Source organism: Rothia sp. 32237D007AR (assembly GCF_053544675.1).
Window position 1 is genome coordinate 21489 of sequence record NZ_JBPPUO010000002.1, and the last position, 12898, is coordinate 34386.

General features: G+C 56.9%; 9 protein-coding genes and 1 tRNA gene. 4 read left to right on the forward strand and 6 right to left on the reverse strand.

Annotated features, from left to right (window positions below; translation table 11 throughout):
• Nucleotides 1–114 precede the first annotated feature (114 nt).
• A complete protein-coding gene (locus tag ACED87_RS01645) occupies nt 115–1110 on the forward strand; it encodes a DNA-3-methyladenine glycosylase family protein (RefSeq protein WP_449089512.1) in 996 nt (331 codons plus the stop codon).
• 70 nt (nt 1111–1180) lie between these two features.
• Here ACED87_RS01645 and ACED87_RS01650 read toward each other — a convergent pair whose 3' ends face one another.
• The 3 genes from ACED87_RS01650 to ACED87_RS01660 all read right to left on the reverse strand — a co-directional run bounded on the left by ACED87_RS01650 (nt 1181) and on the right by ACED87_RS01660 (nt 2343).
• Entirely contained in the window at nt 1181–1561 is a 381-nt protein-coding gene (locus ACED87_RS01650) for a thioredoxin family protein (RefSeq protein WP_449089513.1), read from the reverse strand.
• A 122-nt stretch (nt 1562–1683) separates the two neighbouring features.
• Nucleotides 1684–1765, reverse strand: a tRNA-Tyr gene (locus tag ACED87_RS01655).
• 167 nt (nt 1766–1932) lie between these two features.
• Nucleotides 1933–2343 (reverse strand): hypothetical protein, encoded by a 411-nt coding sequence (locus ACED87_RS01660; protein WP_449089514.1) that lies wholly within the window; start codon nt 2341–2343, stop codon nt 1933–1935.
• 179 nt (nt 2344–2522) lie between these two features.
• Here ACED87_RS01660 and ACED87_RS01665 point away from each other — a divergent pair, with 179 nt between their 5' ends.
• Nucleotides 2523–3014: a YajQ family cyclic di-GMP-binding protein gene (locus ACED87_RS01665; RefSeq protein ID WP_449089515.1), complete on the forward strand. Its 492-nt coding sequence runs from the start codon at nt 2523–2525 to the stop codon at nt 3012–3014.
• Between the two features lie 128 nt (nt 3015–3142).
• Here ACED87_RS01665 and htpX read toward each other — a convergent pair whose 3' ends face one another.
• A complete protein-coding gene (gene htpX, locus ACED87_RS01670; RefSeq protein ID WP_449081167.1) occupies nt 3143–4036 on the reverse strand; it encodes a zinc metalloprotease HtpX in 894 nt (297 codons plus the stop codon).
• Between the two features lie 132 nt (nt 4037–4168).
• Nucleotides 4169–7474, reverse strand: a complete 3306-nt coding sequence (locus tag ACED87_RS01675) for a sigma-70 family RNA polymerase sigma factor (protein WP_449081169.1) — start codon at nt 7472–7474, stop codon at nt 4169–4171.
• 689 nt (nt 7475–8163) lie between these two features.
• On the opposite strand from ACED87_RS01675, the gene ACED87_RS01680 reads away from it, so the two are divergent.
• Together ACED87_RS01680 and ACED87_RS01685 are read left to right on the forward strand one after the other, a co-directional pair.
• Nucleotides 8164–8712 (forward strand): Fur family transcriptional regulator, encoded by a 549-nt coding sequence (locus ACED87_RS01680; RefSeq protein WP_449081336.1) that lies wholly within the window; start codon nt 8164–8166, stop codon nt 8710–8712.
• An 86-nt stretch (nt 8713–8798) separates the two neighbouring features.
• Nucleotides 8799–10301, forward strand: coding sequence for a catalase (locus ACED87_RS01685; protein WP_449081171.1), 1503 nt, complete (start codon nt 8799–8801; stop codon nt 10299–10301).
• A 125-nt stretch (nt 10302–10426) separates the two neighbouring features.
• On the opposite strand, the gene ACED87_RS01690 is transcribed toward ACED87_RS01685, so the two are convergent.
• Nucleotides 10427–12883: an MMPL family transporter gene (locus ACED87_RS01690; protein ID WP_449089516.1), complete on the reverse strand. Its 2457-nt coding sequence runs from the start codon at nt 12881–12883 to the stop codon at nt 10427–10429.
• Nucleotides 12884–12898 lie beyond the last annotated feature (15 nt).

Genomic DNA, 12898 nt, shown 5'->3' on the forward strand with positions numbered 1-12898 from the left:
TCTGCCACGGGGCTACCGTGGCTCTTGTACGAGTATAAACAGCCCACAGTATTTCTGCCCCGAAGATACAGTGTTTCTGCCAGAAGGTAGGGCAGATATGAGACTATGGTGAGCATGTTGCGAGCGCATTTTGTTCTGGAGCCAACCCACCGACTGCATCTGGGCCAGACTTTTGCCACCGTGCAACGAGGCACCTGTGACCCCCTCTTCCGCCAGGTTCCTGGGCCTTGTGGCCCCGTTTTTTGGGCGACAGCCCGAGAAGCTGGGGTGGGTCTTATCCTTCGTTTTGCCAGGACGCACCCCACCGACCTGCGCGCCCCAGTTGAGGTGACGCTCTGGGCAGGTCAAGCAGTAGGCGGTGCGGCACAGGTGCTTGCCGTAGAGTCTTTTGCTGCCCGTGTGCCCGGTTGGCTCGGTGAGCAGGACCGGTGGAGTAGTTTCTATAGGTCAGCGGCTTGGGAGAGACTACCCGGCCGGCTTGCCCAGGCTCGTGCTGAGGCCCCGGGGTTGAGGCTACCTGCTGTGGGTTTGTTGTCGCAGAATCTTCTGTTGGCTGTTACTGAGCAGAGGGTTACCGGTATTGAGGCTATGGGAGGTATGCGGGCTTTACTGCGCCGGTATGGGGAGCCTGCTCCTGATACGGGTTGCCCTGATCAGCCGCCGGGGCTGGTGATTTTTCCGCCGGCGTCCGTTTTTGCTCAGGTTCCTGATTGGGCTTATCACCGGGCAGGTTTTGATCGTTCCCGTTCCCAGGCCATGGTGAATTATGCCCGCCGTGCTGAATCTTTTGAACGGTTTGCTGCTGATCATCAGGTTAGTGAACTTGCTCAGGCTCTGTATTCGGTTCCCGGTATCGGGCCTTGGACTATCGCAGAAACCTTGCAACGTTACTGTGGGCACCCCGATGCTATTAGTGTGGGCGACTACCATCTTGCTCACCACGTCACTTACGCTTTTGATGGTGCACGTGGTGATGATGCCCGTATGGTGCAGCTATTGGCGCCTTTTACTGGGCACCGGCAGCGGGTTGTGGCTCTCATTAAGGCCGCAGGTATTAGTGAACCCCGCCGGGGCCCTCGCTATGCTCCGCAGGATATGCGCTCTTTTTAGAAGCCTTCTCAAAGCGTAGTCGCCCTTCCCGGTAGGGGAAGGGCGACTATATAGGGAAGTTTGGTAGGGGCTAGTCCTGTTCGGGCTGGGCGGTTTCTGCCTCAGCAACCTGCTTGTGGACCTCTGCCATGTCTAGGTTCTTCACAGCGTCGATAATCTGGTCGAACTGCTGGGCGTTGAGTGCACCAGGCTGGGAGAAGACCAGGACGCCCTCGCGGAAGCCCATAACGGTGGGGATAGAGGTGATACCTGCTGCGGCGGCTAGCTGCTGCTGATCCTCGGTGTCTACCTTGCCGAACGTAATATCGGGGTACTTTTCAGAAGCAGCTTCAAAGATGGGGCCAAACTGCTTGCAGGGGCCGCACCAGTCTGCCCAGAAGTCGAGGAAGAGAATATCTGAGTTCTCTACGTTCTGGGTCAGGTTTTCCTGAGTAATTTCAATGGTTGCCATGGGGAACACGCTACCGGTTTTGGTGGGGCTTGTCTAAAGACTGTGGCGGGTTTCTCTGATAATGAAGAGACCTCTTGGTGGGCACAAAAAATCCCGCCTCGTGTGAGGCGGGATTTTCGCTGTGGCAGATGAGGGATTTGAACCCCCGTAGGCAATGCCAGCTGATTTACAGTCAGCCCCCTTTGGCCGCTCGGGTAATCTGCCGTATTCAATTTCTTGAATGTGTTCGTTTGAGCGAACAGTAGAATACTCTACACACTTTCCTACAGCTTGCCAACTTGAGAACAGCTTTTGTTGCTAAGACCACTTAAAGGTCTGGTTAAAGCATGGGGCCGACGCCCTGAGTTTAAGGACGTCGGCCGTAGCTTAGATTATATAGAAGGAGAACTTACCGCTAGAGCTTCTTGCTCTAACAGAAGTGATATTTCAAGATTTTCTAGATATGCGTAGGCCTGTTGAGGAGTGCACATGCCTCCGCGGATTTCGCGGGCAAGGTTTTCTTTCACGCCCTCAAATCTAGCGACCAGTCCTGCATCATGCAGGTTCTGACCCAGCTCACCAGCAAAATCTCGGATGTGGTGAGCCTGGGGTGAATCATCACCCTCTGTATGTTCAGCGCTGGCGGCCACAAAGCCGTCCGTCGCTAAATCTGCAAGGAGAGCCTCATAGGCTCGTTGCATGGTCTCGTCAGTTACAGCTAGTACCTGTTGCGCTGCCGGAGTGGTTCCTGAGTCGGGCTGTAGGCCGACTGCAGCGTGGGCAGCTGATTTCTTCTCAGCCATACCTTCATCATTCCAAACCAAAATGAACTTTAGCTGAGAAAGGAGTCACAGTTTCATAACGATTGCGATAACCTGCATAGCCCCTATAAAACAAGGTACCGTTGTAGATAAGGCCCACTCCCCCACCCCGGGGCTCAGGGCGAGAGTCACATATCTACACGTAGAAGAGGTAACCACCCGTGGCAAGCGATTCATCATTCGACGTTGTCTCAAAAGTCGACAAGCAAGAAGTATCCAACGCCCTCAACCAGGCTCAAAAGGAAGTAGCCCAGCGCTACGACTTCCGCGGTGTCGGCGCCGACATCGATTTCTCCGGCGAGAAAATCCTCATCAAGGCCAACTCTGAAGAGCGCGCACTAGCAGTGCTCGACGTTTTCCAGTCAAAGCTGGTCAAGCGCGGCATCTCCCTCAAATCCCTGGATTCAGGGGACCCCTACGCCTCAGGCAAGGAGTACCGCATCGAGTCCTCCATCAAGGAGGGCATCGCCCAGGACCAGGCCAAAAAAATCTCCAAGCTCATTCGCGAAGAAGGCCCCAAGTCCGTCAAGGCCACCATCCAAGGTGATGAGCTGCGCGTTACCTCCAAATCTCGCGATGACCTGCAGGACGTTATCGCCCTGCTCAAAGGCGCTGACCTTGAGGTTGACCTACAGTTCGTCAACTACCGTTAGGCAGTTAGCCGGTTGCAGGCGTCCGCCCAGTCAATAAAAGATGCTCCCCACAGGTTGATTCTGTGGGGAGCATTTCTTTCAGCTACACAAATTTGTACGGTCAACTTTCGGTCATTGTGACCTAAACTTTATAGCTGGCCGCTCTGCCGAGCCATATTTTCCAACCGGGCAATACGATCAGCCATAGGCGGGTGAGTAGCCATCAGATTCTTCATCGACCCGCCACCACGAAAAGGGTTAGCAATCATCATCGACGCAGCCCCAGCAGTCTGCCGATTCTCAGGGTTCATAGGGTAACGAGAGACCCCATTTTCTAGCTTGTGCAAGGCAGACGCCAACGCCAAAGGGTCACCGGTGAGACGGGCACCGTCCTCATCAGCATCATACTCACGGGTACGACTAATAGCCATCTGCATGACCGCTGAAGCAAGAGGCGCAAGGAAAGCAATGAGCAGGGTAAAGATGAGGCCCCCACCCCGATTCTCGTCACGATTACCACCGAACATAGCACCAAAAGTAGCGAACTGGGCGATAGTGCCGATAACAGAGGCAATAGCAGCCGCAATAGAACCGGTGAGAATATCACGGTTATAAACATGCATGAGCTCATGGCCAATCACACCTCGCATCTCACGCTCATCAAGCAGCTGCAAAATACCCTCAGTACAACAGACCGCAGCGTTCTGAGGGTTACGGCCAGTTGCGAAAGCATTGGGGGTCATAGTCGGAGCTACATAGAGCCTGGGCATGGGCTGATTAGCCTGAGCAGAAAGCTCCTCAACAATAGCGTAAAGCCCCGGAACCTGCTCCCGGGTGACGGGGTAGGCCCTCATAGAACGAATAGCGAGCTTATCGGAATTCCAGTAGGTGTACGCTACTGTGCCCACACCAATCAAACCAAAAATCAGGATGAAAATGGAGCTGCGGGTGAAGTAGGCAAGCCCCGCCCCAATAAGGAGAAGAAAACCAACCATTGACCCAAGCAGCAAGACCGTTTTGAGCCCATTGTTATGACTGTGCATGGACGATTCCTTTCAGTGCGAATTCTTCTTGTTGATTTTAGGTGACCAAGGTGTAAGGACGCTGGCATATAGCTGGGTAGCCTAATACAGCAGATGCCTACCGGCGCGGGTAAGGCCGGTAGGCATCACTGATTAGAAACAGATCACTCTTTGGACCTTACCTATTTCAAAGTGCGCTTCGATAAGGGACTTCGCGTAAGGCGACTTGATGATGCGCTGCGGCAGATAGGTTAGAAAACCGGAGGCACGGGTAGCACCTGTTGCATCACTGTCGAGGAAGGTAACCCAGCATCTATGGTTTCCATGGCCAGGGCGACCGATTTTATCCCACGGCACGGTTGCCATGAACTGGTAGTAATCATCAGTACCGACCCAGGAGCGCACATCTGGTCCAGTTGGGTCAGAGGGAGTCTCTGGGGTTCCATACACGACCACATTATCCGGGGTAGCGCCTTCGGCAGGGTCAACCGGGGTTTCCGGCTCCACAGGCGCGGCAGGGTCAACCGGAGCTTCAGGCTCCTCGGGCGTAGCCGGGTCAACAGGAGCAATCGGGGTTTCCGGTTCCACGGGTGCAGCAGGATCAACCGGTTCCGCAGGAGCTTCAGGCTCAACGGGTACGACCGGGTCAGCAGGAGTTTCCGGTCCCACGGGCGCGGCAGGGTCAACAGGAACAACCGGGGCTTCCGGTTCCACGGGCGCGGCAGGGTCAACCGGGTCAGCAGGAGCAATCGGGGTTTCCGGCTCAACCGGCTCTACAGGAGCTTCAGGCTCCACGGGCGTAGCAGGATTAACCGGGGTTTCTGGTTCCACGGGTGCAACCGGCTCCGCAGGGCTAACCGGCTCTACAGGAACTTCTGGCTCAACCGGAACAACAGGAGCTTCAGGCTCCACAGGTGTAGCCGGGTCAACTGGCTCAATCGGGGTTGCCGGTTCCACGGGCGCAGCCGGGTCAACAGGAGCAACCGGCTCTACAGGAGCTTCAGGCTCAACAGGAGTAACAGGCTCGACCGGTTCCGCAGGAGTCTCGGGCTCCACGGGTGTAGCCGGGTCAACAGGCTCAACCGGGGTTTCCGGTTCCACGGGTGAAACCGGAGCTTCAGGCTCCACAGGAGTTTCCGGCTCAACGGGAACAACAGGCTCAACCGGCTCTACAGGAGCTTCAGGCTCCACAGGAGTAACAGGCTCGACCGGCTCGACAGGAGCTTCGGGCCCCACAGGAGCAACCGGAGTTTCCGGTTCCGTAGGAGCTTCAGGCTCCACAGGTGTAGCCGGGTCAACTGGCTCAATCGGGGTTGCCGGTTCCACGGGTGCAACCGGAGCTTCAGGCTCGACAGGAGCAATCGGGGTTTCTGGTTCCACGGGCGCAGCCGGGTCAACTGGCTCAATCGGGGTTGCCGGTTCCACAGGCGCGGCAGGGTCAACCGGTTCCGCAGGAGCTTCAGGCTCAACGGGAACAACAGGATCAACCGGCTCTACAGGAGTTTCCGGCTCAACGGGAACAACAGGATTAACCGGCTCTACAGGAACTTCTGGCTCGACCGGCTCTACAGGAGCTTCGGGCTCCACAGGCGCTACAGGGTCAACCGGCTCTGCAGGAGCTTCAGGCTCTACGGGTGTAGCCGGGTCAACCGGAACAACAGGAGCAATCGGGGTTTCCGGCTCAACCGGCTCTGCAGGAGCTTCAGGCTCAACGGGTACGACCGGGTCAGCAGGGGTTGCCGGTTCCACAGGCGCGGCAGGGTCAACCGGTTCCGCAGGAGCTTCAGGCTCAACGGGAACAACAGGAGCTTCTGGCTCCACAGGAGCAACCGGAGTTTCCGGTTCCGCAGGAGCTTCAGGCTCAACGGGAACAACAGGATTAACCGGCTCTACAGGAACTTCTGGCTCTGCAGGAGCTTCAGGCTCCACGGGTACGACCGGGTCAGCAGGGGATACTGGAAATAATGAATCTACCGGGATTGTAGGGCTTATAGGAGCAGCAGGCAAGGCAGAATTGGCAGGTGAATCAGGGGCAAGAGAGTCAGCTGATAAATCTGGGATAGAGATAGCAACAGGAACCGGCACAGCAAGAGGTTCTGCGGAGGACGCCGCGTCCTCGCCCTGCGATACGAGGGATGCCTCAGTGCCCGACGCGGTGGGAGCAGCCTCTACGCTCGTGTCTAGGGGGACGGTGACACCACTCTGGTCAGCGTCAGCGAGCTGCGGGACAGCATTTTCCGGGCCCACAGCCTGCGCTAAAGAGTTTGATGAGACATCGTGATTAGGGTTGTTACTCCCCTGCTCTGAAGAAGGCCCATCAACAGCCACAGAAGAACGCAAAGTTTCAGCAGGCATACCGCCCGAAACCTTCTGAGGCTCGTTCACCAGGCTATCGGTAAGCCCAGCTTCTTCTTCACTTGCCTCAGCTTTAGGGGTCTGTAATTGGGAGTCGGCACTAATAACCGCCGAACCTGTCGATGAATTATTGACGAGAGCCATACCACCAGCAACCGCGCCAAGCGCAGTCACCACAGCGGCAGCACCAATCATAGCCTGACTACTGGAGGCCCAGCGTCCGCCCCCCGCACCCGAGAAGAGGCCGCCCTGGGTGCTAACACCGGCAGCAAGGCCACTTGTCACACCACCGGCAAGGAAGGGCAACAAAATCTTTGAACCATCAGTGACAAGGGGCGTCAAGCCAGCCAGCACGGGGAATACCCACACGCGCATAGACTTATTGATACCGGCCAGGGTCAGATACTCAGAGGTGCAATAGGGGCAGACCGACAGGTGCAGACGAAGAGCTTCACTACGTTTTTTGGTCAGAGATCCGCGCACCATAGAGCTCAGGTGAGGTGAATAATGTGCGCACTCATCAGTCTTAGGGGCATTCTGGTGGGCCCGCAAAAAGCCTTCGCGCAGACTCTCTCGGGCGCGAGTCGCCAGAGCCGAAACAGCGTTAGCAGAAAGATTCATGGTCTGAGCGACTTCACGAGGCTTTTTATCTTCAACCTCAGTCATCCAAAGCACCGTCTGCCAGCGCTCAGGCAGACCAGTGAAAGCACTCACCAGCTCATCTGATGCGTGTAATTTCAAGACCGAATCATCCAGTGAACCCATTGATTCCAGGTGCTCTTTTTCACTGGGAATCTCTTTTTGAGCAATAAGCCCGTTTTCAGCTGCCAGGTGGGCCAAGGTAGTTGCCAGGTAACCACCCATAAAAGTTCGGGGGCCCTTACCGTTTTTAAGAGCCTGAAGCACACGCACAAAAGCCTCTGAAACGATATCTTCTGAGAGAGTGTTATTAGAGGTGTGCTGGTAAGCGATGGCACGAGCCATAGACACGTAACGTTCATACAGAATGCCGAACGAATCGAGCTTGCCTTCGCGGACGTCCGAGAGCAGGAGCTCGTCAGTGGGGCCGCCAGTAGCTGGTTGCGCGGTGTTGTGTGAATGCATGAAAATCCCTGAGTTTATGCGAGTCGCCCCTAGCTAGAGTGGTGGGGCATTGTATTAGTCTATCGGGATTGAGCGAAGCGTGCAGTAATTTGTGGAAAGGACAACAGCAGCCCGACTCCTTACACAACAAAAGAGTCGGGCCAAGTTGCCCCTAGTGGCAAAGCAATGTAAGCCTTTCCTACAGCGCAGGGCCCGCGAACGGCCCTGTGCAATGGTTGCAGCTGGATGGGTGATGTGCAGAGCCGCTCGATAAAATCCAGCAGCGGCGACCCTGCACCCCTAACACATCACAGCGCTAGCTCCTTAAGCATCGGATTGCTTTCCCTAGTTCCGATGTAAGGTGCCCTTGCGCTCGTCGAATCCCCACGATTGACGGGCACAATTTATTCCCTTATTCCCTTCCCTGCTTCCCAGGGCAGTTCGGGGGTGATGTACCACCAAGCCGATCATGAAAACCGGTGGGCACACCCGACAGTTTTGCGCTGTCATAAGTAAAGAGTCGCCTAGGCCTGTTTTATGACGCGAAAACCGAAAATTTTTTAAAAAACTTTTTAGCCCCCCCCCATTAGGCTGAGGCTATATGCCTGCCTTGGGCTTCCTCACTAAGAATTTAGCCTAGCCAATCTTGTAGCTTTACCCAGCCTGACCTTATTGTGACAGACTCAAAATAAGGATAGTATAGTGACATGATGTCAACAAGGAATGTCCTCGGGGTCAGCGGTTGCGGCCACATTCCCGGCAGCACCACCACCCCATCCAGTGTTCACCAAGAAGCCTGGTCAGCCCAGCTCCGATCCAAGGGCCGCCGCGTCACCAAACAGCGCCTAGCAGTGCTAGCAGCAGTACACGATAACCCCCATTCGACCGCAGACGCCATCGTCACAGCCGTCCGCCAAGAACTACCGGGTATCACCGTACAGTCGGTGTACGTCATCCTTACCGACCTCACCGACATCAACATGCTCCGCAAATTCGAACCACCAGAATCAGCAGGACTCTACGAAACCCGCACCGGCGACAACCACCACCACGCCTACTGCATCCGCTGCGGCACGGTCGAAGACGTGGATTGCGCCATCGGAGCTGCACCCTGCCTAACCCCCAACGATTTCCACGGCATGGCACTGCTCAGCGCCGATGTACTCTACCGAGGCATCTGCGCAAACTGCCAAAACGCCGAAGAAAAAGAAGTGGCCCTCGCCCAGCAAACAGCCGCCAACCAGGCACTCACAAGCTAAGGAAGAGCGTCATCACCCCTGCCGGTCACCTAGCATTAGCCCTAGAAACCAGCAGAAAACAACCCTCACATAGGAAAGTAGGAAAAATGAACAACCCGATTAAGCCCGGTTCATTTACCACCACAGCCCAAGGTGCCCCCGTCGCCTCAGACAACGACTCCCTGACCGTAGGCAACGACGGCCCCGTCGTCCTACACGACGCCTACACCGTAGAAAAACTAGCCCAGTTCAACCGCGAGCGCGTGCCCGAACGCGTCGTCCACGCTAAGGGCACTGGCGCATTCGGTGTCTTCGAGACCACCGAAGACGTCTCCCAGTACACCCGTGCTGCCCTCTTCCAGCCCGGTGTATCCACCGACATGCTCATCCGTTTCTCCACCGTTGCCGGTGAACAGGGCTCCCCCGACACCTGGCGCGACCCCCGCGGTTTCGCCATCAAGTTCTACACCACCGAAGGTAACTACGACCTAGTCGGTAACAACACTCCCATCTTCTTCATCCGCGACGCTATCAAGTTCCCCGACTTTATCCGCTCGCAGAAGCGCCTGCCGGGCAACGGCCTGCGCAACAACGACATGCAGTGGGACTTCTGGAGCCTACGCACCGAATCAGCCCACCAGGTTACCTGGCTCATGGGTGATCGCGGTATCCCCGCAACCTTGCGCCACATGGACGGCTTCGGCTCCCACACCTACCAGTGGATCAACGCCGAAGGCGAGCGTTTCTGGGTCAAGTACCACTTCCGCACCGACCAGGGTAACGACTTCCTGACCGGTGACGAGGCAGCCCGCATTGCCGGTGACAACGCCGACTACCACCGCCAGGACCTCTACGAAGCCATCGAGCGCGGCGACTTCCCCTCCTGGACCCTCTACGTTCAGGTCATGCCCTACGAAGACGCTAAGACCTACCGCTTCAACCCCTTCGACCTGACCAAGGTCTGGCCTCACGGGGACTACCCGCTCATCAAGGTCGGTAAGATGACCCTGAACAAGAACCCCGAGAACTTCTTCGCCCAGATTGAGCAGGCAGCCTTCTCCCCCTCCAACTTCGTTCCCGGTATCTCAGCTTCCCCGGATAAGATGCTCCTGGGCCGCATCTTCTCTTACCCGGATGCCCACCGCTACCGTATTGGCACCAACTTTGCTGACCTGCCCGTCAACTACGCTAAGAACGCTGAAGTCAACAGCTACAGCAAGGAAGGCGCTATGCGCTACACCTTCAACAGCGCAGACACCCCCGTCTATGCCCCCAACTCCTTCGGTGGCCCGCACGCTGACCCCGAGCGCGCCCATGAGGGTTCTTGGGAGGCAGATGGCGCGCTGGTTCGTGCCGCTGCTACCTTGCACGCTGAGGACGATGACTTCGGTCAGGCCCGCGCCCTCTACGCTGATGTGATGGACGATGCCGCTAAGGCCCGTCTGGTTGAGAACATTGCCGGTCACGTCGGTACTGTTGTCTCAGATGAGATTCGTGAGCGTGCCTTCAAGTACTGGGATTCAGTGCACGAAGAGCTAGGTGCCCGCGTACGTGAGGCCTACAAGCACAACAATGAGAAGAGCGACGAGCCCACCCCCCAGACCACCTAGAGTCTGCAGTAGGGCCTAGCCCTTACTGATAAAAGCCGCCCCTGGCGTCCTGATGTTCAGGACGTTGGGGGCGGCTTTATGTGTAGTGAGCAGGTTACTGGTGGGGTTGGTTCTGCTCTGGTGTTTTATCCGGCGATATGACGGGGGGTGTCTTCTTCGTCGTGTTCTTTCTTGCCGAAAGGCCACCACCAGGCTGCTTCATCGAGCAGGTACATGGTGGCGGGGATGAAGGTGGTACGGATGAGGAAGGCGTCCATGGCTACGCCTAGTGCAAGGGCAAAGCCGATGGGGCGCACTGCGGTGAGGTGGGAGAAGATGAACCCGGCGAAGACTGCAACCATGATAATGCCGCAGGCAGTTACCACTGTTCCGCCTTGCTTATAGCCTAGGACCACTGCGTCCCCTGCGGTGTGGCCCTTACGGTGGGCATCTCGCATGCCGGAGACGATGAAGATTTGGTAGTCCACTGATAGCCCAAAGAGGATGCCGATGAGCAAGATGGGCAGGAAGGCCAGGATGGGCCCTGGTTGGGTTACACCGAAGATCTCAGCTAGCCAGCCCCACTGGTAGACGGCTACAACGGCGCCAAAGGCGGCCAAGGTGGAAAGCAGGAAGCCGATGGTGGCCATGACTGGCACGATGATGGAGCGGAAGACAAAGGCCATGAGCACCAGGCAGAGAACAATAACTACACCCAGGTAGAGGGGGATGGAGCTTGAGATGCGCTCTGAAATCTCGATATTAGCTACCGTGGAGCCGGTCAAACCGATGTGGGTTGCTGTAGCTTTTTCGGTGGCCTCAAGCTTATCGTTCATGGAGTGAACGGTAGCTAGGGTACTTTCTGCTGAAGGCCCTTCTGTAGGGAAGAAGGCCAAGATGGCTGTGGCCTTGTCGTCGCTTGTTGCAACGATAGCTACACTTTCGATTTTGTTGTTTTTGAGACGGTCGGCCACATCAAGGGCGACCTCGCGTAGACGGGCTTCGTCGTGGGGGACGGCCAGGGTAACTCCGGCGATAATGGGCCCGTTGACGCCTTCACCGAACTTCTCAGAGATTGTTTGGTAGGCCTGGTAGGAGGTTGAGTCGCTGGCTTGGTAGGAGCCATCGGGTAAGCCCAGACGAAGGGATGTGGTGGGGATGATGGCCAGCACCAGAACGGCTACCGCGATGAGGGTCATGATGAAGGGGTGGCGGGTAACGAACCCACCCCAGCCCTTGTAGGCTGTCTCGATTTCGGCGAGGGCTTCACGGCGGTTACGGGGCACCCGGATTTCTTGGGTGCGGGCCTGGTGGCGTTCGGTGAGCTCTTTTCGCTGGGTGCGGGTGAGTAGGCGGGTGCCCAGTAGACCCAGGACAGCTGGAACCAAGGTGAGAGATGAGGCCACTACCAGGGCTACGGAGAAGGCTCCTGCTAAGCCCATGACTGCCAGGAAGGGCAGGCCAGTCAGGCAGAGGGCTGAGAGGGCGATGATGTTGGTCATGCCGGCAAAGAGTACGGAGTGGCCCGCTGTGGAGTTGGCGGTGCCAGCAGCATCGAGCACGCTGGCGCCGTTTCGTAGTTCTTCGCGGAAGCGGTAGAGAATCAGCAGGGCGTAATCGATGCCCACGCCTAGGCCTAGCATGAGGGCGAGGACGGGGTCGGTGGCGGTCATACCGATAAAGGCGGTGCTGGTGTAGACCAGGGCCACTGCGGTTCCTGCACCAATTAGAGCCAGGACGAGGGGAAGGCCCGCAGCTACTACTGCGCGCAGAGTGATGAGTAGGACGATGAAGGCTACAGCCAGGCCGATAATTTCTGAGATGCCGAATACGTCACTGACGTCCTGGTCGAGTTCGTAGCTGTAGTTGACGGTCAGGCCGGTGTCTTTGAGCGTGTCGAAGGTGCTAAAGACGTCTTCGCGTACAGAAGTAGGGAGGGAGTTGGTGTCTTGGGTAAAAGCGATGGTGACGATAGCTGCGGTGCCGTCATCGCTGACCATGGTGGTCTCCCCTGCCGCGGTGAGTTCCCGCTGGGCAGCATTGACCTTATCTTGGTTTGCGCGCAGGGTGGTGCGGGCCTCAGCGAGGGCTGTTTCTTGGGCTGGTATTTCAGGAGCGATAGCAGCGATTTCATCGTTGCTTAGCCCCTCGGGAAGGGCAGCTTTGGCGGCCTCTAGCTGAGCTTGGCCCTCATCGATTTGTGCTTTGGCTTGAACCAGCTGGGCCTGAGCCTCTTCTAGTTGCCTAGCCCCCTGGGTTGCCTTTTCTTCGGCGACAAAGGGGTTGATGGAGCCAGCTACTTCAGGTAGCGCGTCAATAGTGGTCAGGGCCTGGTCAAGGGCCTGTTTGTGGGTGTCGTTGAAGCCCTGGTCGGACTCTAGTACCACATAACCATTGGATACACCGTTGTGGGGGATTTTAGTTTGCAAATCTTCCCGCACAGCCTCGAAGGAGGCTCCAGGCATGGTGTAGCTGGCGGTGGCACCGCGCGCTAAGGTCAGGGCCCCCACTCCGGCTAAGGTCAGAAGCACCAGCCACAGCACAATAGTGGAGCGGGCATGGCGAGCAGCAGCAAGGCCGAGAGTGTGCAGGGCACCGGTCATAAGGAACTCCTGGAT

Bases quoted from the DNA above. Each gene is read 5' to 3' on its own strand.
- ACED87_RS01685 (WP_449081171.1), top strand. From the start codon at position 8,799: ATGAACAACCCGATTAAGCCCGGTTCATTTACCACCACAGCCCAAGGT.
- ACED87_RS01650 (WP_449089513.1), bottom strand. From the start codon at position 1,561: ATGGCAACCATTGAAATTACTCAGGAAAACCTGACCCAGAACGTAGAG.
- ACED87_RS01680 (WP_449081336.1), top strand. From the start codon at position 8,164: ATGTCAACAAGGAATGTCCTCGGGGTCAGCGGTTGCGGCCACATTCCC.
- ACED87_RS01690 (WP_449089516.1), bottom strand. From the start codon at position 12,883: ATGACCGGTGCCCTGCACACTCTCGGCCTTGCTGCTGCTCGCCATGCC.
- htpX (WP_449081167.1), bottom strand. From the start codon at position 4,036: ATGCACAGTCATAACAATGGGCTCAAAACGGTCTTGCTGCTTGGGTCA.
- ACED87_RS01645 (WP_449089512.1), top strand. From the start codon at position 115: ATGTTGCGAGCGCATTTTGTTCTGGAGCCAACCCACCGACTGCATCTG.
- ACED87_RS01660 (WP_449089514.1), bottom strand. From the start codon at position 2,343: ATGGCTGAGAAGAAATCAGCTGCCCACGCTGCAGTCGGCCTACAGCCC.
- ACED87_RS01675 (WP_449081169.1), bottom strand. From the start codon at position 7,474: ATGCATTCACACAACACCGCGCAACCAGCTACTGGCGGCCCCACTGAC.